The 22162-nt window shown below is 70.5% G+C and carries 24 protein-coding genes; 16 read left to right on the forward strand and 8 right to left on the reverse strand.

All coding sequences use genetic code 11. From position 1 onward, the window contains the following. The first annotated feature begins 110 nt into the window (after positions 1-110). Entirely contained in the window at positions 111-542 is a 432-nt protein-coding gene (locus tag KLK06_RS11805) for an ATP-binding protein (RefSeq protein WP_308168204.1), read from the forward strand. Between the two features lie 8 nt (positions 543-550). Here KLK06_RS11805 and KLK06_RS11810 read toward each other — a convergent pair whose 3' ends face one another. From KLK06_RS11810 to KLK06_RS11820, 3 genes are read right to left on the reverse strand one after another with little or no spacing between them, the layout of a single operon-like run. Further along, entirely contained in the window at positions 551-1198 is a 648-nt protein-coding gene (locus tag KLK06_RS11810) for a membrane protein insertase YidC (protein WP_214635391.1), read from the reverse strand. Between the two features lie 53 nt (positions 1199-1251). Then, positions 1252-1473 carry a DUF6412 domain-containing protein gene (locus tag KLK06_RS11815; RefSeq protein ID WP_214635392.1) on the reverse strand — a complete coding sequence of 74 codons (222 nt, stop codon included), beginning with the start codon at positions 1471-1473 and terminating at the stop codon, positions 1252-1254. After that, on the reverse strand, positions 1470-1643 hold the full coding sequence (locus KLK06_RS11820) for a hypothetical protein (RefSeq protein ID WP_214635541.1): 174 nt from the start codon (positions 1641-1643) through the stop codon (positions 1470-1472). The genes KLK06_RS11815 and KLK06_RS11820 overlap by 4 nt, the downstream gene beginning before the upstream one ends. Positions 1644-1736: 93 nt before the next feature. Here KLK06_RS11820 and KLK06_RS11825 point away from each other — a divergent pair, with 93 nt between their 5' ends. Together KLK06_RS11825 and KLK06_RS11830 are read left to right on the forward strand one after the other, a co-directional pair. Further along, on the forward strand, positions 1737-2435 hold the full coding sequence (locus KLK06_RS11825) for a response regulator transcription factor (RefSeq protein WP_214635393.1): 699 nt from the start codon (positions 1737-1739) through the stop codon (positions 2433-2435). After that, positions 2432-3544: a sensor histidine kinase KdpD gene (locus KLK06_RS11830; RefSeq protein WP_250905181.1), complete on the forward strand. Its 1113-nt coding sequence runs from the start codon at positions 2432-2434 to the stop codon at positions 3542-3544. Before KLK06_RS11825 ends, KLK06_RS11830 begins: the two co-directional genes overlap by 4 nt. 21 nt (positions 3545-3565) lie before the next feature. Here the strand turns inward: KLK06_RS11830 and KLK06_RS11835 are convergent, their stop codons facing one another. Continuing rightward, the gene (locus KLK06_RS11835; RefSeq protein WP_246653767.1) at positions 3566-3865 is read right to left on the reverse strand and encodes a hypothetical protein; all 300 of its coding nucleotides are present in this window, start codon (positions 3863-3865) and stop codon (positions 3566-3568) included. Positions 3866-4186: 321 nt separating this feature from the next. On the opposite strand from KLK06_RS11835, the gene KLK06_RS11840 reads away from it, so the two are divergent. The 12 genes from KLK06_RS11840 (at position 4187) to KLK06_RS11895 (ending at position 14822) form a co-directional block, all read left to right on the forward strand. Beyond that, a complete protein-coding gene (locus KLK06_RS11840; RefSeq protein ID WP_214635395.1) occupies positions 4187-4534 on the forward strand; it encodes an STAS domain-containing protein in 348 nt (115 codons plus the stop codon). Continuing rightward, on the forward strand, positions 4531-5253 hold the full coding sequence (locus KLK06_RS11845) for a glycosyltransferase (protein WP_214635396.1): 723 nt from the start codon (positions 4531-4533) through the stop codon (positions 5251-5253). Before KLK06_RS11840 ends, KLK06_RS11845 begins: the two co-directional genes overlap by 4 nt. A gap of 154 nt (positions 5254-5407) precedes the next feature. Continuing rightward, positions 5408-5848: a PaaI family thioesterase gene (locus KLK06_RS11850; protein ID WP_214635397.1), complete on the forward strand. Its 441-nt coding sequence runs from the start codon at positions 5408-5410 to the stop codon at positions 5846-5848. Positions 5849-5859: 11 nt separating this feature from the next. Continuing rightward, positions 5860-6246 carry a RidA family protein gene (locus tag KLK06_RS11855; protein WP_214635398.1) on the forward strand — a complete coding sequence of 129 codons (387 nt, stop codon included), beginning with the start codon at positions 5860-5862 and terminating at the stop codon, positions 6244-6246. Between the two features lie 84 nt (positions 6247-6330). Further along, positions 6331-7146, forward strand: coding sequence for an SAM-dependent methyltransferase (locus KLK06_RS11860; RefSeq protein WP_214635399.1), 816 nt, complete (start codon positions 6331-6333; stop codon positions 7144-7146). 136 nt (positions 7147-7282) lie between these two features. Then, a complete protein-coding gene (sigK, locus tag KLK06_RS11865; protein WP_214635400.1) occupies positions 7283-7990 on the forward strand; it encodes an ECF RNA polymerase sigma factor SigK in 708 nt (235 codons plus the stop codon). Then, positions 7987-8940 (forward strand): anti-sigma factor domain-containing protein, encoded by a 954-nt coding sequence (locus KLK06_RS11870; RefSeq protein WP_214635401.1) that lies wholly within the window; start codon positions 7987-7989, stop codon positions 8938-8940. Before sigK ends, KLK06_RS11870 begins: the two co-directional genes overlap by 4 nt. Before the next feature lie 309 nt (positions 8941-9249). Next, positions 9250-9771, forward strand: coding sequence for a DUF305 domain-containing protein (locus KLK06_RS11875; protein ID WP_214635402.1), 522 nt, complete (start codon positions 9250-9252; stop codon positions 9769-9771). Between the two features lie 2 nt (positions 9772-9773). After that, positions 9774-10352: an MFS transporter gene (locus tag KLK06_RS11880; protein ID WP_214635403.1), complete on the forward strand. Its 579-nt coding sequence runs from the start codon at positions 9774-9776 to the stop codon at positions 10350-10352. 68 nt (positions 10353-10420) lie between these two features. Further along, a complete protein-coding gene (locus tag KLK06_RS11885; RefSeq protein WP_214635404.1) occupies positions 10421-11161 on the forward strand; it encodes a YcnI family protein in 741 nt (246 codons plus the stop codon). A 269-nt stretch (positions 11162-11430) separates the two neighbouring features. Further along, a complete protein-coding gene (locus KLK06_RS11890; RefSeq protein ID WP_214635405.1) occupies positions 11431-12528 on the forward strand; it encodes a serine hydrolase domain-containing protein in 1098 nt (365 codons plus the stop codon). Between the two features lie 17 nt (positions 12529-12545). Beyond that, positions 12546-14822, forward strand: coding sequence for a polysaccharide lyase 8 family protein (locus KLK06_RS11895; RefSeq protein ID WP_214635406.1), 2277 nt, complete (start codon positions 12546-12548; stop codon positions 14820-14822). Here KLK06_RS11895 and KLK06_RS11900 read toward each other — a convergent pair. The 3 genes from KLK06_RS11900 to KLK06_RS11910 form a co-directional block, all read right to left on the reverse strand. Next, positions 14819-15997, reverse strand: a complete 1179-nt coding sequence (locus KLK06_RS11900; RefSeq protein ID WP_308168205.1) for a cytochrome P450 — start codon at positions 15995-15997, stop codon at positions 14819-14821. The genes KLK06_RS11895 and KLK06_RS11900 overlap by 4 nt on opposite strands. Before the next feature lie 29 nt (positions 15998-16026). Continuing rightward, on the reverse strand, positions 16027-17841 hold the full coding sequence (gene asnB / locus KLK06_RS11905; RefSeq protein ID WP_214635407.1) for an asparagine synthase (glutamine-hydrolyzing): 1815 nt from the start codon (positions 17839-17841) through the stop codon (positions 16027-16029). 169 nt (positions 17842-18010) lie between these two features. Beyond that, entirely contained in the window at positions 18011-18379 is a 369-nt protein-coding gene (locus tag KLK06_RS11910) for a hypothetical protein (protein ID WP_214635408.1), read from the reverse strand. A gap of 130 nt (positions 18380-18509) precedes the next feature. On the opposite strand from KLK06_RS11910, the gene KLK06_RS11915 reads away from it, so the two are divergent. Beyond that, a complete protein-coding gene (locus KLK06_RS11915) occupies positions 18510-20555 on the forward strand; it encodes a tetratricopeptide repeat protein (RefSeq protein WP_214635409.1) in 2046 nt (681 codons plus the stop codon). Here KLK06_RS11915 and KLK06_RS11920 read toward each other — a convergent pair. Then, positions 20552-22117 carry a hypothetical protein gene (locus KLK06_RS11920; protein WP_214635410.1) on the reverse strand — a complete coding sequence of 522 codons (1566 nt, stop codon included), beginning with the start codon at positions 22115-22117 and terminating at the stop codon, positions 20552-20554. The two genes, KLK06_RS11915 and KLK06_RS11920, sit on opposite strands and share 4 nt — an antisense overlap. Positions 22118-22162 lie beyond the last annotated feature (45 nt).

Consider the following 22162-nt stretch of genomic DNA (forward strand, 5'->3'; position numbering starts at 1 on the left):
AATGTGTACAAGCTGTGATCGAGATGCGGTTTCTGGGATCGAGTAACGGGGCATTTCGGTCGTACCGGGGAAGTGTTCCCGTGGGGGGCACTGGGAGCGGGGAGGTGGGTGTGTCAAGCGTGGTGCTACTGCCGTACGCGCCGTCCAGCGTCGCCGTCGCCCGCCAGCGTCTATCCACTGACCTGCGGGATTGCGGTGTCTTCTCCACCGCGATCGACGATGCCGTCCTCGTGGTGAGCGAGCTGCTGAGCAACGCGCTACGGCATGCGCATCCGCTGCCGTCGGGCATGGTCAGGGTGGCCTGGCTGAAGAGCGACGAGCACATCGAGGTGGCGGTGAGCGATGGGGGTGCCTCGACCGAGCCCCGCGCCGGCCGGCCGACCATGTCGTCGCTCGGGGGCAGGGGGCTCGGCATCGTCGAGTACGTCGCGGAGAGCTGGGGAGTCCGCCACGACGGTGACATCACGACGGTGTGGGCGATCTTGCTCGCCCCCAACGGAACGATGAACGGGCAGGTCCACGCACTCAGAGAGGCCGGGTAGCCGGGCGCTCAGAGCGGCCGGGCGGCCAGGATCGCCCGCTCGCCGGCGACCCACGCCGTGGAGATCAGCAGGTAGAGTCCCGCCGCCAGCGGCAGCACCGCGGCGGCCAGCACCGAGCCGAACGGCATCAGCGGCATGAGCCTGCGCATCAAGGCGGGCTGCTCCTCCGGCAGTGTGGCGCTCACCTTCCGGGCCGAAAACCATGCCACGACCGCGATCAGCGCGATGACCACGGCGAAGACCATAAATGGCACACTGACCAGACCGTAATTGGTGACAATTCCGGCGACATGCTGACCCAGCGGAGCGCCCAGCAGGTTGTGGCCGAGGAAGGCGGTCGGGTGCGTGGCGACCCGATACATCACCCACATGAACGGGAGCTGCCCCAATCCCGGCAGGATCGAGGCCAGAGGCGAGGTGCCTTCCTTCGCGTACAGCTTGGAGGTCTCCTTGGCCAGCCGCTCGGGATTGCGCGACCACCGCTTCTGCACCTCGCGCAGCTTGGGCGCCAGCCGCTTCTGGATCTGCGTGGCGCGGGCCTGGCGGATGCCGAGCGGCAGCAGCAGGAGGCGTACGGCCACGGTGAACAGCATGATGGCGACCGCGGCGTTGTCGCCGGAGACGGTCAGCAGGAACGAGACGAGAGAGTCGAACATGAGCCCTTCAATCAAGAAAGATGGATCAGGGCTCACTGAAGAGAGAGCCCCGCTTAGCCGGAAGCGGGGCGCGATGACGGAGCTCGAGGCCGCGGCCGACCGGCGGCGGCGGGGTGGCGCAGGCGCTGGAAGGCCGTGCGCCGGGCATAGCTCAGCGGGAAGCCGGGCGCGTCGCCGCCGATGGCGGGCAGCAGCCGGGCGGCCCAGGTGGCGAGCAGCAGGATCGCCACCATGGTCACGCCGATGAGCCAAGGATCGAGCAGGAAGAGCGTCACCGTGACGAGGACGACTTCCCGACGAGCGTGACGGCGATGAACACCAGAAGGGCGACGACTCCGATGATGAGCGCGACCTTGAGCAGCCCCATGATCATGGGCAGCACGAAGTTGAAAAGTACGAAGAGCCCCAGAAGGGCGCCCAGTACGAGCATGACGACTCGACTCATGCGCCCACCGTACGTCCTGCGGGCATGATCCGCGAGGCTTACGAACCAATGACGTAAGTGTCGATTCGGGGTGCCCCGCCGTACGGTGAAAGAGTGAATACGCGCATCCTGGTGGTCGACGACGATCCGACCGTGGCCGAAGTGGTGGCGCGTTACCTGGAGCGCGACGGGCATGAGGTCGAATGCGTGGGTGACGGCGCGGAGGCGCTGCGCCGGGCGCTCGCCAGGCCGCCCGATCTGATGGTGCTCGACCTGATGCTGCCCAAGATGGACGGGCTGCAGGTGTGCAAGAAGCTCAGGGAGCGCTGGCCGGTCCCGGTGATCATGCTGACCGCGCTCGGCGAGGAGATCGACCGCGTGGTCGGCCTCGAGACCGGCGCCGACGACTACGTGACCAAGCCCTTCAGCCCGCGCGAGCTGGCGCTGCGCGTCCAGTCGGTGCTGCGCCGCGCCCGCGGCGCCTCGGTCACGGGCGGCACGGGCGTGCTGCGTGACGGCGACCTGGTGGTCGACGTCGGGGCCCACGAGGTCGGGCTGCGCGGCGCCGAGGTGATGCTCACCGCCCGCGAGTTCGACCTGCTGGCCTACCTGATGCGCAACCCGCGGCAGGCGTTCAGCCGGTCGGCGCTGCTCGACCAGGTGTGGGGATGGTCGTTCGGCGACTCGTCCACGGTGACCGTGCACGTCAGGCGGCTGCGGGAGAAGATCGAGCCGGACCCGACCGCGCCGCGGAGGATCGTCACGGTCTGGGGTGTGGGATACCGGTACGAACCGCTCGAAGGCCAGCCATGAGCCCCCACCCCGCGATGGTGAGCGACCTGGGCATGATCGTGGCGGTCACCGCGGGGCTGGGGCTGCTGGTGGGCATCCTGGGCGTGTCCGTGATGTGGTGGCTGCGTACCCGCTCGATCGGGGTCATGCTGGGCGTCGTCATGGTGGTCTCGATCGCGGCGACGCTGGCCGGCGTGGTGGCGATCACGCTCAAGATGATCATCGAGGGCTCGGTCAAGGACATCGTGCTCAGCGTGGTGGCCGTCGGCGGGCTGGTCGGCCTGGGAGTGGCGTTCGTGCTGGCCCGGCGGGTGGTGGGCGAGAGCAGGCGGCTGGTGGCGGCCGTACGCGACCTGCCGTTCATCGCGCCCAAGGGGCTGCCGTCGGAGCTGCAGACGATCGCGAACACGCTGGAGGAGGCGTACGAGCGGGAGCGTGCCCTGGAGGGGGCGCGGCGCGAGCTCGTCGCCTGGGTGAGCCACGACCTGCGTACCCCGCTCGCCGGGATGCGGGCGATGGCCGAGGCGCTCGAAGACGGGGTGGTGTCCGACCCCGTGACCGTCGCGCGCTATCACCACCAGATCAAGCTGCAGGTGGAGCGGCTGTCGGCGATGGTCGACGACCTGTTCGAGCTGTCCCGGATCCACGCCGGGGCGCTGCGGCTCTCTCCTGTCCGGATCGGGCTCGCCGACCTGGTCGCCGACACGCTCGCGGGGGCCGAGCCGCTGGCCCGCGCCAAGGGCGTGCGGCTGACCGCTGAGGCCGCCGAGGCGGTGCCCGTGCAGGCGGACGCGAACGCCCTGAGCCGGGCGCTGGGAAACCTGGTCGTCAACGCGATCAGGCACACGCCGTCGGACCGCACGGTGGTGTTGCGGGCGGCCGTCGACTCGGGCATGGCGTGCCTGTCGGTCAGCGACTGCTGCGGGGGCATCCCCGACGAGGACCTGCACCGGGTGTTCGAGGTGGCCTTCAGGGGCGAAGCGGCCCGGACCCCGACCAAAGACGGCGGGGCCGGGCTGGGCCTGGCGATCGCTCAGGGCATCGTGGAGGCGCACGACGGGGTGATCGGCGTGGTCAACGACGGGCCGGGCTGCCGCTTCGAGATCCGGCTGCCGCTGGTCACGGGATAGCGCGCCCGTCAGGTCGGGACTTCAACCGGACTCCGGAAGGGTGCTGTCGTGGCCGCCGCCGAACGACTCCGACATCGCGCGGAACGTCGGACACGGCCAGCGCCACATGCAACTCCGGCACCGCAGGATGGGGTTGGCGGAGTCGCTGGTGATGCCTCCCGCGTCGCGCGGCTGGTGGAGGTCGAACAGCCGCAGCCCGAGCTCGGAGAATCTGAGCAGGTCGTCGCGGGCGTCGGCGAGGAAGTCGAGGTCCTCGCCGGCGAGTTTCGTGTGTACGGGGACGAAGCCCTCGTGATTGACCAGGCTACGCAGGCGTCCCACTCTGTCATGCCACGAGGTGGCCTTCTCGGTGCGAATGAGGATGGCTTCCAGTCGTTCGCGGAGTCGCTGTCGGTGCGGATCTTCGGATCTGTCTGTTCTCATGAATGCTCGGGCCCGTGGTCGCCCGGCCCCTCCTTCTCAGTGAAGTAGTGACCAGAAGCGAGGTGCCGGGCCGCCCCCCTCTCCGGCCATGCCGGTGTCACACAGTCAAGCTTCGCGTACTCTCTGTTTTCATGGAGCCCAAACGGAGGACAAAAACCTGTGCTTGCCCTATCGGCGTGACAACGTGACCGGAAGGCTCCGCGCCGCTAGCCTGCCCATGTGGAGCTCAAGGTCTCGACTCGATCACATGCCGGCCATGCGCTAGTCGCCATCACCGGTGAAATCGACCTCTATACGGCACCCCACCTGCAGGCGGAGTTCGCTCGGCTGTTGCAGGACGGGCCCAGCCGCGTGGTCATCGACATGTCCGGCGTGGATTTCTGTGACTCCACGGGGATGAACGTGCTGCTGTCCGCGCTCAAACGCGTCAAGGAGCAGGGCGGGGCGCTCGACGTCGCCGCCCCCCGGCCGGCCGTGCGGAAGATTCTGCAGGTCACCGGCCTCGATTCGGTCTTCACCGTGCACGACGAGGTGCCGCAGGAGTTCCTCATCTCCGAGGGGTCATGACGGACACGGCGGTCATCATCCCGGCCAAGGACGAGGCCGACCGCATCGGTGCCACGGTCAGCGCGGCGCTCGCCCTGCCGGGCGTCGACCTGGTCGTGGTCGTCGACGACGGTTCGGCCGACCAGACGGGCCGGGTGGCGCGGGCCGCGGGGGCCAGGGTGGTACGCCACAGCCGCAACCGCGGCAAGGCGGCGGCCATGGAGTCCGGCGCCGAAGCCGTGCGCCTGCTCGACGGTGAGACGCCTCACTACTTACTCTTCCTGGACGCCGATCTGGGCGAGACCGCGCGGGCCGCGGCTCCGCTCATCGAACCGGTGCGCTCCGGCACGGCCGACATGACCATCGCGGCCTTCGTCACCCGCGTCAGGCTGGGCGGCCACGGCCTGGTCGTCCGCCTGTCCAGGGACGGCATCCGCAGGGCCACCGGCTTCGAGGCCGCTCAGCCGCTCAACGGTCAGCGTTGCATCACCAGAGACGCCTTCGAGGCCGCCCGGCCGCTGGCGCACGGGTTCGGCGTGGAGACGGCGCTGACGATCGACCTGCTGCGCAAGGGCTACCGGGTGGAGGAGGTCGAGGTGGAGATGGCTCATCGGGCCACCGGCACGGACTGGCGGGCCCAGGTGCATCGGGCCAGGCAACTGCGGGACGTGGCACGCGCGCTCGCCACTCGGGAGCCGCTAATCACCCAAAACCTCAACAAACTCCGCCCCAAGGGCTAGCCCCCTGCGTCGCTAAATCCGGCAAACTTCGTCAACTCCCCGATCGGCGGGGAAAAGGGCCGTTTCCCCGCGTTGTGTTTACCGTGGTGCGCGCGGGTCACCTCCGAGCTGCCGCCCGCGGAATTGTCGGTACGGGCCTGTTGAATACGGGCTCATGGACACCGAACCGCGGAGACGTGGGCCGTTCTGGGACATGCTGGCCGGGCGGGTCTCGCCGCCCGCCGCGGCCGAGACCCTGGGCTGGGAGCTGATCGAGGTGGATCCCGGCCAGGGCACCATCGAGGTGGCCTTCAAGGCGAGCGAGCGGTTCGTCAATCCCATCGGTGTGATCCAGGGCGGCTTCCTCGCCGCGATGCTCGACGACACGCTCGGTCCCGCGCTGGTCGCGACGCTGCCGGAGGACCAGTTCGCGGTCACCCTCGACCTGCACGTCCAATACCTCCGCCCGGCGCGGCCGGGGCGGCTCATCGGCCGGGGGCGGGTGGTGCGGCGCGGCAGGGAGGTGTGCTTCCTGGCCGGCGAGCTCATCGCGCCCGACGGCAAGACCGTGGCCGTGGCCACCGCGACCGCGCACCTCCAGACCCGCCGGGGCTGAGAGCATGTGGTGTGATCAAACTCATTCCCATCAACGCCGACAGCGCGCCCGAAGCCCTCGGCGGCTATACGCAGGCGCTGGCGGTCGACGGGGCGTCCAGGCTCCTGTTCATCAGCGGTCAGATCCCGCAGACCCGAGAGGGCACCGTCCCCGAGGGCTTCGAAGCGCAGTGCCGGCTCGTCTGGTCCAACGTCCTCGCCGCCGTGCGCGAGGCGGGCCTGGAGGTGTCGAGCCTGGTCAAGGTGACGACGTTCCTGTCCGATCGCCGATACGCCGATGTCAACGGCGCGATACGCCGGGAGGTGCTCGGTGAGCACGCGCCGGCACTGACGGTGATCATCGCCGAGATCTTCGACAGCGCATGGCTTCTGGAGATCGAGGCCGTCGCCGCCGGGTGAGATCAAGTACCCGAAATAGGCCACTAAAGTAGCCCTTGGACGAGTGTGGCCGGGGGCCACGGTCACCCTCTGGAATGGAGTGTCATGAGCGATGACAGCCCCGCCGGCCAGTCCGCCTGGGAACGCATTGACACGACCATCCCTCATTCAGCCCGCGTGTGGAACTACCTGCTGGGCGGCAAGGACAACTTCGCGCCCGACCGTGAGGCCGGCGAGCTGCTCCTCCGGACATTTCCTGACTTCGCCGAGGTTGCCCGGCTGCAACGTGAATTCCTCATCCGTGCGGTGACGTACCTGGTGGAGGAGGCCGGTGTCCGGCAATTTCTGGACATCGGTACCGGCTTGCCGACGGCCAACAACATCCACGAGGTCGCCCAGCGCACCGCGCCCGAGACCCGGGTGGTCTACGTCGACAACGACCCCATCGTGCTGGTCCACGCCCGGGCCCTGCTGACCAGCACTCATCCGGGCGTCACCGCGTACATCGACGCCGACGTGCGCGACCCCGACGTGATCATCGAAGGCGCGGCCAAGACCCTCGACTTCAGCCGGCCGATCGCCCTGGTGATGCTGAGCATCGCCGGGCAACTGCCCGACGAGGACGACCCGTGGGCGATCGTCGACCGGCTGGTGGCCGCGTTACCGTCGGGCAGCTACCTGGTGCTCAGCGACGGCACCAACACCAACCCGGCCTTGATGGCGGCCGTCAGCGCCTACAACAAGGCCGCCGCCAACTCCTACCACCTGCGCAGCCCCGCGCAGATCGGCACCTTCTTCGAGGGCCTCGACCTCGTCGAGCCCGGCGTCGTCCCCACTCCCGAGTGGCGGCGGCCGACCGACGCGTGGAATGAGCCGTCCAAGGTGGTGAGCGCGGTGTGCGGCATCGCGCGTAAGCCGTAGCGGCTTCTGGACGGTGCGTGGGATGAGCGCGATATGTGACATCGCGCCTAAGCCGTACCGGTTTCCGGACATCCATTGCGCTCTCTGATCCGAAGCACCTATGGTCGGCGCCGCGTCGACCACCGTTGGAGGGTGCATGGAAGCGGGACGCGAACCGGGCCGCATCGCAGCGGGACGCGAGCCGAACCGCATCGAGCCGAACCGCTTCGAGGCGGGACACGAGCCGGGTCGCTTCGCAGCGGGACGTGAGCCGGGTCGTTTCGAGGCGGGACCGCAGCCGGGTCGCGGAGGTGGGCAGCCACCGGGGGTCGAGGAGCTGCTGGAGGCCACCGCGCGGGGTGACAGGGCGGCGTTCGAGCGGCTGTACGAGGCGGTGGCGCCGCGGGTGTTCGGGTTGGTGCTGCGGGTGCTTCGGGATCGGGCCCAGAGCGAGGAGGTCGCTCAGGAGGTGCTCGTGGAGGTGTGGCGCAACGCGGCCCGTTTCCAGTCGGGGCGGGGTTCGGGGCTGGCGTGGGTGCTGACGATCGCGCACCGCCGCGCCATCGACCGGGTCCGCTCGTCTCAGGCGAGCATGGACCGCGAAGAGCGGGCGGCCCGGATGGAGGTGTACCGGCCCTTCGACGAGGTGGTCGAGTCCGTCGAGGGCCGGCTGGAACGCGAGCGCCTGCGCCGCTGCCTTCAGGGCCTGACCGCGCTGCAGCGAGAGTCTGTCACCATCGCCTATTACGGCGGATACTCCTATCGTGAGGTCGCTGAGCTGGTCAAAGTCCCGCTCGCGACGGTGAAGACCAGGATGCGCGACGGGCTGATCCGGCTGCGCGACTGCCTGGGGGTGGAGCGATGAGGGGTACGACCGGCGGGTCCGATCCGCACACGCTGGTGGGCGCGTACGCGCTGGACGCCATTGACGACGAGATCGAACGGCACCGCTTCGAGGACCATCTGGCCGGGTGCCCCGATTGCACCCTGGAGATCGCGGGGTTCGCCGAGACGGCGGCCCGGCTGGGTTCCGCCGTGGCCATCGAGCCACCGCCCGCCCTCAAGGACCGAGTCTTCGCCCAGATCGACCAGGTCCGGCAGGCCCCACCGACCGTCGCCGAACCCACCCACGGGGACCAATCCCAGTGGCAACCCCAGCGGCGGCCAGAGGGGTGGGCAGAGGAACGGCCGGTGGGTCGGTCGGACGAGTGGTCAGGTGGGCAGCCGGCGGGGCGGTCGGATGAGTGGTCCGAGAGACGGCCGGCGGGGCGGTCAGAGGAGTGGGCAGAGCGACGGGCACAGAGGGGGCTACGGCGGCGGCCAGAGGGACGGGCGCGGCGGCGGTCACGGTGGCGGCCGCTGGTGGCGGCCGTGGGCGTTGCCGCTTGTCTGGCAGCGGTCGCCGTGCTCGGTGCGACCGCCTTGCGGGCCCGCGACGAGCTGGAACAGGTACGGCGTACGGATCGTGAGGTCGCCGCCGTGCTGACGGCGCCGGACTCCCGCACCGCCACGGCCTCGGCCCGGCAGGGCGGTCGCGGCACGGTGGTCGTGTCACGCTCGCGGGGCAAGATGGTCTTCTTGGCGGCGGGGCTGGCCGACCTGCCGGAAGGCAGCGTGTACCAACTCTGGCAACTGGCCCCTGGACAGATCAGCTCGGCCGGACTGCTCACCGCCGACGCCGCAGGCCACATGCTGCCGGTGATCACCGCCCCGGGACCCGGAGTAGCCAAGATCGGCGTAACCGTCGAACCGGCCGGCGGCTCCACGCAGCCGACCACCAAGCCACTGTTCCTGGTGAACCTGCCCACCACCTGACCGGGAATGACTCCTGACCCCGATCGGTCGTCCGACTCCGGCCGGTCGTCCGACTCCGGCCGACCCCGATCCGTTGATCGGCGCTGGCTGGTCACCCGGTTCGGGACCGTTATGCGATCCGACCGTCCCGATTTGGAGTCGTCACCCATCCAGCCGGGGGGTCGCAACGAATGCCTGGTACCGCAGCATCGGCGAGCGCGTCACTCTTGGCCATCTCGTGAGTGACGCGCCGACCGGTCCGTTGTTGAACTGTTATCCGGTGTCCCACGTATCTCCACGTGACCCATCCCCACCCCAACAAGGGGAAGCATGCGTTGGACCACGATTGCCGGCGCGCTGCTGTGCGTAGCGCTGGCCGGCGGCTGTGCCGCATCAGCGGCGGGAGCGCCCGCCGCCATGGCCGCCTACGACCAGGAAGACGTCCGCTTCAGCCAGGACATGATCACCCACCATCGCCAGACCATTCAGCTGGCCGAACTGGTCGCGAAACGCACCACCACGCCGTACGTACGCGAGCTGAGCGAGAAGCTGGAAGCCGGTGAGAAGGCCGACATCCAGAAGATGTCGTCGTGGCTGAAGTCCTGGCAGGTGGCCGTGCCGGCCGAGGACGACAAGGGTGTCGCCAAGCAGGTCGCCCAGTTGAGCCCGAAGTCCGGCAAGGAGTTCGACAAGCTCTGGCTGTCGCTGATCTCGCAGCACCTCGACCACGGCGTCATGATGGCCTCGGCCGCGCAGAGTGGCGGGAAGCACGCTCCCACGATCGAGATGGCGGCACGACTCGTCACTGAGCAGACCGCCGAGATCGCGGAGATCAAGGAGCAGCTGGCCTGACCGTGACCAGTACTCAGGATTCGTGGCGGCAGGTGGGCGTGACGCGCGCCCGGATGCCGTTGCGCCTCGCGCGGTCGGCCTCGTTCACGGTCGTCTGCGTGGCCCTGTCCGCCATCGGGCACTGGCTGGCGGGTGGCAACGCACCCGGGCCGGCCATGGTCGCGGGCGCGGGCGCCGTCGTACTGGCCGCGGCCACCGCGATGGCCGGCAGGGAGCGATCCCGGCCGCTGATCATCGGGCTGCTCGGCACGGCGCAGGTGGGCCTGCACGTGCTGTTCGCCTCGCAGGGGGAGACCCCGCATCTGGCCGGAGTACATGGGCAGAGCACTTGGCCCGGTATGTTCCTGTGCCACGCCGTCGCCACGCTGCTGACCGCGTGGTGGCTGGCCGGTGGCGAGGCCGCGCTCTGGTCGCTGCTGCGCCGTCTCGCCGCGCGCGCCGTACGGATCCTCCCGCCCGTCAACGACCCCATGTGGCCGCTCGCCGCTCCCGTGGCCGCGGACCTCGTTTCCGACCGGCCGCGCGAGCACATGTTGCGGTACGCGGTCGTACGGCGCGGACCTCCATTTCGTTCTGCCTGACTCCCCACGACGCGAGCAGCCTGCTTGAGCGTCATGTCCGGCATTTCTGAAAACGAAGTGGAGACCCCATGCTTTACCGCCGAATCGGTACCATCGCCGCGGCAGCCCTGGCCCTCACGGTCGGCCTCGCCGTGCCCGCACTCGCACATGTCTCGATCAACCCCGGCACCGCGGAGAAGGGCGGCTGGACCAAGCTCGCCTTCCGGGTGCCCAATGAGCGTGACGACGCCTCGACCACCAAGCTCGTCGTCACCTTCCCCACCGACCACCCTCTGCCGTTCGTCTCGGTCAAGCCCGTGCCCGGCTGGAAGGCCGAGCTGACCGAGGGCAAGCTGCCCGAGCCCATCGTCGCCGACGACGGGGACAAGGTCACCGAATCCGTCCTGAAGATCACCTGGACCGGCGGCAAGATCGAGCCGGGACAGTTCCAGGAGTTCGAGGTGTCGGTCGGGCCACTGCCCAAGGACGTGGACGAGATCGCCTTCCCCACCGAGCAGACCTACTCCGGTGGCGAGGTCGTCAAGTGGGCGGATGAGCCCAAGGCCGACGGCACTGAGGCGGAGCATCCGACGCCCACGCTGAAGCTGGTGGCGGCCTCCGGCGGCGACGAGCACGCCGGGATGGCCATGCCCGCGGCGTCTCCGCCCGCCACGCAGGCCGCCCAGAGCGTCGCCATGATGAAGCAGGCCGCCTCGTCGCCGGTGTCCGACGGCACTGCCCGGATCATGGGCGTGGCCGGCATCATCGTCGGCCTCGTGGGCGGCGGCATCGGGCTGGTCGGCTTCAGGCGACGCTCGACGACCGCTTAGCGTGCCAGGCATCAGGCGGCGCTCGACGGCCGCCTAGCGTGCCAGGCTTCAGGCGGCGGTCGTCGACCGCCTAGCGCGTCGGGCCGCGGGACGTGCTTGACGGCCGCCCAGCGTGCCAGGTCTCGGGACGTGCTTGACGGTCCGCCTAGCGTGCCCGGCTCGGGGCACCAGGCGGGCCGTCGAGCTCGTCAGCGCCGCTTCCGATGAGTTTGCGGTGGCTAGCCTGTCTACACCTGCGACAGCGGTAGCAGCAGGCGGAGGGAGCGGGGATGAGCGACATCCAGCAGCGGGTTCAGCGGGCCATCGACCGGATGGTCGAGTCGGGGGCGGAGCGTGGCGTGCAGGTCGCCGTCTACCTGCACGGCGAGCAACTGGTGGACGCGGTCGCCGGGATCGCGGATCCGGCGACCGGACGGCCGGTGACATCAGGCAGCGTGTTCTACAACTACTCGATCGGGAAGGCGGCGACCGCGACGGTGGTGCACGTGCTCGCCGAGCGCGGCGCCTTCTCGTACGACACGCGTGTGGCGGAGCTGTGGCCGGAGTTCGCCGCGCACGGGAAGGGCGCGGCGACCGTCCGGCACGTGCTGACCCACGCGGCCGGCGTGCCGGGCGTGCCGGCGGACACCACCGTGGCGGACCTGTGCGACTGGGACAAGATGTGCGCGGCCATCGCCGACGCCGAGCCGTGGTGGGAGCCGGGCGCCGCGGTCGGCTATCACGCCTACACCTTCGGCTACATCCTCGGTGAGATCGTCCGCCGGGCGACCGGTAAGCCCATCTCGCAGGTACTGCGCGAGGAGGTGACCGGGCCGCTGGGCGTGGCCGACGAGCTCTACTTCGGCATGCCGGCCGCTGAGCACGGCCGGCTGGCCCGGCTGGAGGACCCGGAGGGGGCGGGGGAGATGATGGCGGGCCTGCCCGCGGACTCGCCGATGTTCAGGGCGGGGCCGCCGGCGACGTTCCCGTCGGCCGCACTCGGCAACCGGGAGGACGTCCTGGAGGCCGACATCCCGGCGGGCGGCAAGACCTCGGCCCGCGCCATCGCGCGCATGTACGCCGCGCTCCTGGGCGACGTCCCCGGTACACGCCTCATCTCGCCGGAGCGGCTGCGCGAGGTCACGACCGTCACGGCCGAGGGCATCGACCAGGTCTTCGGCAATCCGGCCACGTGGGGGCTGGGGTTCTCCATCGGCCTGCCGGGTGCCGCCGAGCCGGTTACGAGCGTGTTCGGGATGGGCGGCGCAGGTGGGAGCTTCGCGTACGGGGACACGGCGAGCGGTATCGCGTTCGCGGTGACCAAGAACCGGCTGACCGCCGACTTCTCCGCCGCCACCGAGCTCATCGGGATCGTCACGAAGGACTGATCCGCGATAATCCCTCCGTGAACGGATACTCCCGGCGATTACTCCTCCGGCTCGGCGGTGCCGCCGTGGCCGGGAGGCTGATCCCCACCGCGAAGTCCGCCGCGTCGAGCAGTTCCAGGACCGGCGCCTTCCCGGCGCGGGCCGCCCACGCGGCGGACTTCGCCCTCCTGCGCCGCCGGTGGCGGGACGTGTCGGCGGGAGCGGGGTTCGACGCGGCCGTTGAGCCGTACCGGACCAGGCTGGTGCGGTTGGGCAGGACGGCGGCCGGCTATCGGGACAGCATGGCGCCGGTCGGCACGTCGCTCTGGCCCGGCCTGGTGTTCCCGTCCTTCGTCGAGACCACGGTGCGGCTGCAGGCCATGGCCCGCGCGTACGCCCTGCCCGGGACCGGCCTGACCGGCGACGCGAGCCTGGGAGCGGCCGTCGCCACCGGCCTCGACCACTACCGGCGGCAGGTGTACGCGGCGGGCGCGCGCCCGGCCGGCAACTGGTGGCCCTGGCAGATCGGCGTTCCGAAGCGGCTCCTCGACGTGGCCCTGCTGATCGGCCCGCACCTGACGGACCGGCAGTGCAGGGCACTGAGCGAGGCCGTGGACCACTTCGTCCCCGAACGGCGCCTGGACGACTACAGCGGCAACAGCACCGGCGCCAACCGGGTGGACCTGTGCACGGTGACCCTGCTGCGTGCCATCCTCGGAGCCGACCCGGACAAGGCCGCGCTGGCCGTCTCGGCGCTGTCGCCGGTCTTCCCGTACGTCACCGAGGGCGACGGCTTCTACCGGGACGGCTCGTTCCTCCAGCACACCTCCGTCCCCTACCAGGGCGGGTACGGAGCCGTGATGCTGTCCGGCCTCGCGACGCTGTTCGCGGTGCTGCGCGGCACGCCGTGGGAGATCACCGCCCCGAACATCTTCGACATGGTCGAGCGGTCGTTCGCGCCGTTCGTCCACGACGGCTTCTGCATGGACCTCGTCAGCGGGCGCGGGATCGGCCGGGATCCGTACGGTGACCACAAGAGGGGACGGATGATCGCCTCGGCGATCCTGCTGCTGGGCGACGCGGCGCCCGGCGCGGCGCGGACCCGCTGGCAGGGGCTGGTCAAGGGCTGGGCGGTACGTGACACGGTCAAGCCCATGCTCGACGAGGCCGACCTCGGGTTCCACGCCCGCCTCGCCGCCGTCCTGGACGACGACGCGATCCCCGCTTCGCCGGAGTCGGCCGGGCACCGGCTGCTGCCGATGAGCGCCCGCGCCGTCCATCGCGGGCCGGGCTGGTGCGCCGGCCTCAGCATGGCCTCCAACCGGATCGGCCACTACGAGCACGGCAACGGCGAGAACACCCGCGGCTGGCACACCGGCTCGGGAATGCTCTACTGGTGGGCCAAGGGCCATGGCGACCAGTACTCCGACTCGTTCTGGCCGACCGTCGACCCGTACCGGCTGCCGGGCACGACCGTCTCCACCAAGCGGCTGGCCGACGGCGCCGGTGACGGGTGGGGCGACACCTGCCCGCCGGGCCGCTGGGTGGGTGGGGCCACGGACGGCACGTACGCGGCGGTCGGCCAGCACCTGAACGGCTTCGAGAGCACGATGGAGGCGTTCAAGTCGTGGTTCTTCCTCGACGACGCCGTGGTCTGCCTGGGCGCCGGGATCACCGGGCGGGACGGCGTACCGGTGGAGACCATCGTGGACAACCGCAGGACCGGCGCGCTTCTCACGCTCGATCAGAAGGCGGGCTGGGCGCACCTGGCCGGGCACGGTGGCTACATCTTCCACGGCCTCCTGCGCACGCTGCGCGAGCACCGCACCGCCGGCTCGGTGTCCCGAAGCTATGTGACCCTCTGGCTTGACCACGGGATCGACCCGGACGCGGCCGGTTACGTCTATTCGCTCCTTCCGGGCGCGACCCCGGCCCAGACCCGGGCCCGCGCCACGGACCCGGCCTGGCTGCGGGTGCTCGTCAACACCGCGCGGCAGCAGGGTGTCCAGGTGCCGTCGCTCGGCCTGACCGCCGTCAACTTCTGGAACGCCGGAGCCGCCGGCGGCCTGACCGCGTCCGCTCCCTGCGCGGTGCTCGTCAGGGAGCGCGGCGACGGCACGGCCACGGTGACCGTGTCGGATCCCCGGCGGGATCTGAGCGAGCTGACCGTGACCTGGGACCGGCCGGTGGCCCGGGTGCTGCGCGGCCATCCGCTCCTGGCCGGCGCCACGACCGGCGCGAAGCTCACGCTCAGGTGGGGACGGCTGTCGGACCGGGGCGGCAGCTCCAAAACGATCACCGTACGGCCGGGCTAGCGGGCCCGTGGTGTGATCGTCGTCGGCAGCCGGGTGTATCCGCGCACGCTCGAACTACGGGCCAGCACCGCGTGCTTCAGGTGCACCTCGTAGTCGGGCCGCACCATCGCGGCCACCTCGCGCAGCACGACCCGGGCCTCCAGGCGGGCCAGCGCGGCGCCCACGCAGAAGTGCGGGCCCACGCCGAACGCCAGCGTCTCGGAGGTGTCCCGGCCGATCAGGAAGTGTTCCGCGGTGGGGAAGACCCGTTTGTCCCGGTTGGCGGCGCCCATGAGCAGCAGCATCATGGAGTCGGCGGGGACCGTCTCGTCGTACAGCCGCACGTCGCGCGTCACCCGCCGGGCGGTGTACTGGGAGGGCCCCTCGAACCGCAGGCTCTCCTCCACCCACGCGTCGACGTCGGCGAACGCGCGCTCGCGCTGGTCCGGGTGCTGCCACGCCAGACGCCAGGCGATGCCCAGCAGCTTGATCGTCGTCTCGTTTCCCGCGGTCCCCAGCAGCATGAGCGTCGCCACCACGTCACCGTGATCGAGCCGGTCGCCGTCGATCTCCGCTTCGAGCAGGGCAGTGGCCAGGTCCTCGTGGGGCCGGCGCCGCCGCTCCTCGACCAGTTCGTGGTAGTAGCCGGCCAGTTGCGTCATCGCGTCGCGCAGTCTGTCGGTCAGTTTGCCGTCGATATCCTCGCGCTCCATGATCGCCTCTGACAGGCGTTGCAGCATGGGCCGGTCCGCTTCCGGAACGCCGATGAGCTCCGAGATGACGTCGACCGGGATCATGCTCGCGAAGTCCGCGACGAAGTCGAACGCCTCCTTGTCCAGCCCCGGCTCCAGGTAGCCCCGGGTGAGCTCGGCGATGCGCGGCCGGAGCCGTTCGACCCGTGCGGGGGTGAACCCGCGGGCGATCAGCGCGCGGATCCGGCTGTGCTCGGGCGGGTCCATCGCCAGGAACGACATGGTGTTCCGCGCGTCGGGGGCCCATTGCTCGATCACCGCGCCGTGATCGCTGGAGTAGAGCTCGAAGTCCCGCCAGGCCGACTCGACGTCCCGGTGGCGGGACAGCGCCCAGTAGTGGGGTGCCGATTCGTGGTGGTAGAGCGGGGCTTCCTCCCGCAGCCGCTGGTACGTGGGATACGGATCGGTGCGTAACACAGGGTCATTCGGGTTGTACACGATCACGATGGGCTCCTGTCGGTGAGCTGCCAGACCTACAGATCCAGGCGGACGCCGTAGGACTCGAGCCAGACGTTCAGGTCCAGGGCCAATTCCAGGCTGAACCTCGACATCGTGGTGGTCGTCTTGCCGACCGTGGCCGTGGTGATCTCCCTGACGGCCGCCGCGTCGAGCAGTTCCAGAACCGGCGCCTTCCCGGCGAAGGCAAGGTCACGCAGCGTGTCGCGGAGCCCCTGCTCGTAGGCGACGTCCTGGGTCGCCGGATAGGGGCTCTTGACCCGGCGCAGGATCGACTCGGGCACCAGGTCGGTGACTGCGGCGCGGAGCAGGCTCTTCTCCCTGCCGTCGAAGTTCTTCATCGCCCACGGCGTGTTGAAGACGTACTCGACCAGCCGGTGGTCGCAGAACGGCACGCGGACCTCCAGGCCGACGGCCATGCTCAGCCGGTCCTTGCGGTCCAGCAGCACCGGCAGGAACCGGGTCAGGTGCAGGTAGCAGACCTCCCGCATCCGCCGCTCGTGGCCGGTCTGGCCGGGCAGGTACGGCACCTCGGCCAGCGCGCTCCGGTAACTGTCGGCGGTGAACGCCGGCATGTCGAGCCGGTCGACCAGCGCCCGGTCGAGCAGATCGCCCGGGTTGTGGTCGCGCATCACCATCGCGAGCCAGGGGTAGGTGTCGGCCTCGACCGCCTGCGGCAGGTGGAACCACGCGTACCCGCCGAACAGCTCGTCGGCCGACTCGCCCGACAGGGCCACCGTGGAGTGCTCGCGGATCGCCCTGAACAGCATGTACAGGGAGCTGTTCATGTCGCCGAGGAAGTGGGGCAGGTCCCAGGCGCGCACCACCGCCGAGCGTAGACGCGGGTCGGTCAGCTCCGCGGTGTCGAGGGTGATGTCGGTGTGGTCGGTGCCGACGTAGTCCGCGAGCTCCTTGACGAACGGCGCGTCCGGGTCACCGCGCAGCTCGTCGGGCTGGAACTTCTCCGCGTAGCCGGTGAAGTCCACCGCGAACGACCGGATCTGCCCGCTCTTCCTGGCCAGCGCGGTGATGGTGCTGGAGTCCAGCCCACCCGACAGCAGGCTGCACAGGGGCACGTCCGAGACGAGCTGGCGGCCCACGATGTCTTCGAGCAGGGTGCGGATCGTGCCGACCGTGACGTCGAGGTCGTCGGTGTGCTCGCGCGGCTCCAGCGCCCAGTAGCGGCGGAGGGAGCGCCCTTCCCGGCGTACCCGCAGCAGGTGGCCGGGGCGCAGCTCACGCATGCCCTTGAAGACGGCCTGCTCCGGGCTCCTGCCCATGGTGAGCAGCTCGCGCAGGCCGTCGGCGTCCACCACCGGCTCGGCCAGCGGGTTGGCCAGGATCGCCTTCGGTTCGGAGCCGAACAGCACGCCGTCGCGCAGCGGGTAGTAGTAGAGCGGCTTGATGCCCATGCGGTCGCGCACCAGCAGGAGCTCCTGGCTGCGGTCATCCCAGACGGCGAAGGCGTACATGCCGTTGAGCCGGTCGGCGACGCCCGCACCCCATTCGAGATAACCGTGGAGCACGACCTCGGTGTCGCTCCTGGTGCGGAAGCGGTGCCCCTTGGCCGCCAGCTCGTCCCGCAGCTCGACGAAGTTGTAGACCTCCCCGCTGTAGGTGATGACAACGGGGCCCTCGGCCGTCATGGGCATGTGGCCGCCCTCGACGTCGATCACCGCGAGCCGCCGGTTGCCGAGTATGGCGTGCGGCGACTGCCACAGTCCCTCATCGTCTGGGCCGCGGCAGCACATCGTCTCGGTCATGGCCTGGCCGGTGGCGCGTTCATTGGTCAGGTCGCGGTCGAAGTCCACCCATCCGGCGATTCCGCACATGCGAGAGTCCTCCCAAAGGGCCTGGGAATGGTATGTGCAACGTATCTGTGTGCGGACGGCTGGTCTATGGACAGGAAACGAAATACTCGTACAAATCGTGCGCCAAATACCCCCCAAATGATGGCATGCCCAAAATGGGGTGACTTGTCAGACCGAAACTTGCCGAAGGTCAGCCGGATTTCCCGAAATTGATCGAGCCGAAGACGTCACCGGCTTGGAGCACCGGGCCGGTGATCCGGGCGTCGCCGCTGATCGTGTTGGTCACGTCGTGTTTGGTCTGGACGAGGCGGGCCGTCTCCGCCGTCCACGACGTCAGAGTCTCCGCGAACGCGGGATCCGCCTGAGCGCGTTCGACCAGGCTTTGGGCGGTTTCTTCTGGAGTCTGTGCCGTTTCGATGGCGGCCACGGCATCGTCACCGAAACGGCGGCGTACGAGGCCCGTCAAAGAGGTCCAGGCATTCTTGCCGACTTCGCCCGCGGCGCCGCCGACTATCGCGGAGACGACCGCCGCGAGTGTGGGAATGACGCTCGGATCCATCGCGCCTCTTTTCGTCAAGGACGTTCTCCCAGACTAGCGCGCGGCTTGCCACGGTCCGGCCCGGCGGGAACACTACTGAAACGTGGCTGGGCCGGAGAGCGGTGGAAATGACGCAGGTATACGCAACGAGGTGTCCGGGCAGGTGTCCGGCGGGGTGGTGCAGGCCCGCGACATAGGGTCGGTGACCATAGGCGCCGCGCCTCCGCCGCCCGTACGGATCCCCCGGCAGTTGCCCGCGATGCCGCCCGGCTTCGTCAACAGGACCACCGAGCTGGCGCTGCTCGACCGTCTCCTCGAAGGGGGACCGGCGATCGCGGTGGTCAGCGGCCTCAAGGGAGTCGGCAAGAGCGCGGTCAGCCGCCGCTGGGCGCACCAGGTCCACGAACGCTTCAGCGACGGCCAGCTGTACGCCGACTTCGGTGCGCTGCGCCATCGGGGCGGCACCGAGGTCAGCGATGTCCTCGGCGGATTCCTGCGCGCGTTCGGCGTCCATGAGGAGTGGATCCCGGCGGAGCTGCCCGAACGGGCGGCCATGTTCCGCTCCATGACGGCCGACCTGCGGCTGCTCGTGCTGCTGGACGACGCCGAGCACGCAGCCGAGGTGACGCCGCTGTTCCCCGCCTCCGCCGCCAGCGCGGTCGTCGTGACCAGCCACCGCCAGCTCGGCGAGCTGCTCGTCGCGGGCGCGCGGCCGGTCAGGATCGCGCCGCTCCAGGACGAGGAGGGTGTACGACTGCTCGCCGGCATGCTCGGCGAGGACCGCGTCGCCGCCGAACGCGAGCGGGTGAGCGAGCTCGTACGGCTGTGCGGCGGCCTGCCGATCGCCCTGCGCGTGGCCGGGGCGCGGCTGGTCCAACGCCCCACCTGGACGGTCGATCGGCTGGTCAGGGAGCTGGAGGACGCCGAACGACGGCTGGATCAGTTGATGACGGAGGGCAGAGCGATCGTCGAAGCGGTCTTCGACTCCGCGTACACCGGGCTGCCGGAGCAGGCGGCCCGGCTCTACCGCTTGCTGGGCACGCTGCCGGGCCCCGGCTTCTCGCCCGGCGTGGCGCGGGCCGTCCTCGACGGCGATCCGGAGCTGGCATTGGACCTGCTGCTCGACGCGAGCCTCGTCGAGGAGCTCGAAGGTGACACGTACCGCTTCCACGACCTGGTCCGGCTGCACGCGGCCCGGTGCGCGCGGCGGGTGGACCCGCCCGAGGAGCGGGAGGCGGCGCTGCGCCGGGTGGCGGAGTGGTACCTGCGGCAGGTGGCCGCCGCGGACGCCGCCATGGGTCCGCGCCTGCGCCTGGCCGATCACCGGGAGCGGCTGCCGGCCGCCGGCCGGCCGTTCGCCACGCCCGGTGCGGCCCTCGACTGGCTGGAGAAGGAGCGGGCCAACGTGCTCGCGCTGTTGCGCGCGGCGGCGGCGCTCGAATGGGATGAGCTCGTCTGGCAGTTGGCCGAGGCCCTGTGGCCGCTGTACCACGCGCGCAAGCACTATGCCGACTGGATCGAGACCAACCGGCTGGGCGTGGCGGCGGCACTTCGGTGCGGCGATCGCGCGGTCGAGGCCAGGATGCGCAACCAGGTGGCCCGCGCCCAGTTGGAGCTCGGCGAGACCGACCAGGCGCGGGCCGAGCTCGGCTGCGCGCACCAGGCGGCCCGCGAGGCGGGGGAGCCGAGAATGGAGGCGGTGGTCCTGGAGTCGCTCGGCCAGGTGGCCCTGGCCCGGGATCTGCCGGACGACGCCATCGCCCACTTCGCCGCGGCGCTGGCCATCCACGAAGGGCTGGGCAACCCGCGCGGGGTCGGCATGCAGAGCTACCATCTCGGGCTGGCCCACAGCCGCGCGGGCCGGTACGACGCGGCGATCTCGGCCTTCGACCGCGCGCTGGCCCTCATGGTCGAAGTCGGTGACGAGCTCAGCCAGGGCAAGATCCACCTTGTGCTGGGCGAGGCCCACCGCGAGCTCGGCCACCACCCGCAGGCGCTGCGCTCGGCACGGACCGCCGCGGACATCATGCGCGAGCGCCGCATCCCGGCCAAGGAGACACGCGCCCTGGAGCTGCTGGCCGACCTCGCGGACGATCAGGAGAGCGCCGAGGCGTATCTGCGGCAGGCCCTCGCGGTCTGCCTCGCCTCAGGCAACCTGCCGAAGGCCGAGGAACTGCGCGCCCGCGTGCGTGACTAGGCGAGGCGGACCGTTGCTTCTCGTTCGCCGACCCGGACGGTGGTCAAGGGGCCGTTGCCGTTCGCCAGCCAGCCGTACACCGCGGACGGCAGGCACCGGGGGTCGGGATCGCCGCGCTCTCCAGCGGTCGCGGTCACCTCGAACCGCCGGCCGTCCCGCAGCGCCAGCCGGACCCGCCGCGCACCGATCACCTCGGCCGCCATGAAGCAGCCGGGGTAACGCCGCAGGGTCTCCGCCGCCCAGCCGTCGGCCGCGTCCCCGCGGACGATGATCGCCGCGCTCTCCAGCAGCCGCCGGTCCAGCTCCTCGGCGTCGACGACCAGATGCGGGTCCCGTACCCGCTCTCCCGGCTCGCCGACGGCGGGGAAGCGGCGCAGGGCCACGGTGCCGTCCCGGACCTCGGTTTCCACCAGGAACGAGAGCACCTCGCCGCGCTCCCCCAGGGGATCGGGCAGGGCGGTGGCGGCGGGGTCGGGTCCGGGTTCGAGGTCCATCAGCCGGTACGCGACGCGCCGTAACAAGGTGCCCGCCTGGCCGGACATGCCGAGCGTCCGCCCGGTCACCTCGTCATAGGCGCCCGGCCGGTACGTATCCATGATCGTCTCGATCTGCCCCAGCAGGTCCCGGCGCGGGTCGAGACGGGGCAGCGCCCGGGACAGCGCGGCCGTGGGGGAGGCCGGGTCGAGCTCCTCGGCCTCGCGCCCGGAGGAGGCCAGGAGAGTGGGGCGGCCCAGCGCGGCGCCGTAGAAGGTGACCGACCCGTGATCGCCCACGACCACGTCCGCCGCCAGGAGCGCCGCCTGCCAGCCCTGCTGGGGAGGGAGCAGCACCAGACCCGCGTCGAGGGCATCCGCCAGCCACAGCCGGAGTTGGAGGCCGCCGTGGCCGTACCGGATGTTCGGATGGGCGGCCAGGACCACCTGATACTCGTCGAACGGCAGCTCGCCCGTCAGGCGGGCGACCAGGTCGCTGTTGGCGCCGAGCAGGGAGTTCGGGCCCCAGGTGGAGCTGATCAGCACCAGTCTGCGGTCACCGGCGCCGAGGGAGCGCCGGTAGCGGTCGCGCCGCGCCGCGTTCGCCAGGATCCGGTCGAAGCACGGATCGCCGGTCACCACGGCCAGCGGCACCGCTTCCGGGCATTCGACCGCCAACCGGGTCAACTGCTCGTGGTGCGACAGGGCGATGGCCGCCGGCACGATCCGGCCGTCGTGCACGAGCTGGCGCCGGGCAAGACCCGAGACGGCGCCTGTGGCGTCGCCTGTGATGTCGCTCGTGGCGGCGAGCAGCCGGTTGTGGCCGGCGCCATGCGGCACCAGCAGCAGCGGAGCCTTCAGCCGGTGCAACTCGCCGTTGGCGCTGGCGGAGACGGCCAGGTCGAACGGCGTGTCCACGGCCTGCGCCCAGGAGACGACGCGCGCCTCGACATCCCGCAGATAGTCGCCGACCCCGTCGTCGAACGCCGAACCTGCCGCGACGGTGAACAGCACCTGGACTCGAGGATCCGAACGGAACAGCGGCAGCACGTCCAGCAGCCGGCTCGCCGAGGTCACCGTACGCGCCACCGCGAGGACGTTCCGGCTGGTGCCGACCGTGCGCCAACGGCGAGA

Origin of the sequence: Nonomuraea sp. NEAU-A123, assembly GCF_018603905.1 — a bacterium.
In the GTDB taxonomy this organism is placed as follows: Bacteria; Actinomycetota; Actinomycetes; order Streptosporangiales; family Streptosporangiaceae; genus Nonomuraea.

Coding starts and splice junctions, on each gene's coding strand:
- KLK06_RS11810 (WP_214635391.1), bottom strand. CDS start 1,198: ATGTTCGACTCTCTCGTCTCGTTCCTGCTGACCGTCTCCGGCGACAAC.
- KLK06_RS11820 (WP_214635541.1), bottom strand. CDS start 1,643: ATGAGTCGAGTCGTCATGCTCGTACTGGGCGCCCTTCTGGGGCTCTTC.
- KLK06_RS11830 (WP_250905181.1), top strand. CDS start 2,432: ATGAGCCCCCACCCCGCGATGGTGAGCGACCTGGGCATGATCGTGGCG.
- KLK06_RS11845 (WP_214635396.1), top strand. CDS start 4,531: ATGACGGACACGGCGGTCATCATCCCGGCCAAGGACGAGGCCGACCGC.
- KLK06_RS11850 (WP_214635397.1), top strand. CDS start 5,408: ATGGACACCGAACCGCGGAGACGTGGGCCGTTCTGGGACATGCTGGCC.
- KLK06_RS11860 (WP_214635399.1), top strand. CDS start 6,331: ATGAGCGATGACAGCCCCGCCGGCCAGTCCGCCTGGGAACGCATTGAC.
- sigK (WP_214635400.1), top strand. CDS start 7,283: ATGGAAGCGGGACGCGAACCGGGCCGCATCGCAGCGGGACGCGAGCCG.
- KLK06_RS11870 (WP_214635401.1), top strand. CDS start 7,987: ATGAGGGGTACGACCGGCGGGTCCGATCCGCACACGCTGGTGGGCGCG.
- KLK06_RS11875 (WP_214635402.1), top strand. CDS start 9,250: ATGCGTTGGACCACGATTGCCGGCGCGCTGCTGTGCGTAGCGCTGGCC.
- KLK06_RS11885 (WP_214635404.1), top strand. CDS start 10,421: ATGCTTTACCGCCGAATCGGTACCATCGCCGCGGCAGCCCTGGCCCTC.
- KLK06_RS11890 (WP_214635405.1), top strand. CDS start 11,431: ATGAGCGACATCCAGCAGCGGGTTCAGCGGGCCATCGACCGGATGGTC.
- asnB (WP_214635407.1), bottom strand. CDS start 17,841: ATGTGCGGAATCGCCGGATGGGTGGACTTCGACCGCGACCTGACCAAT.
- KLK06_RS11910 (WP_214635408.1), bottom strand. CDS start 18,379: ATGGATCCGAGCGTCATTCCCACACTCGCGGCGGTCGTCTCCGCGATA.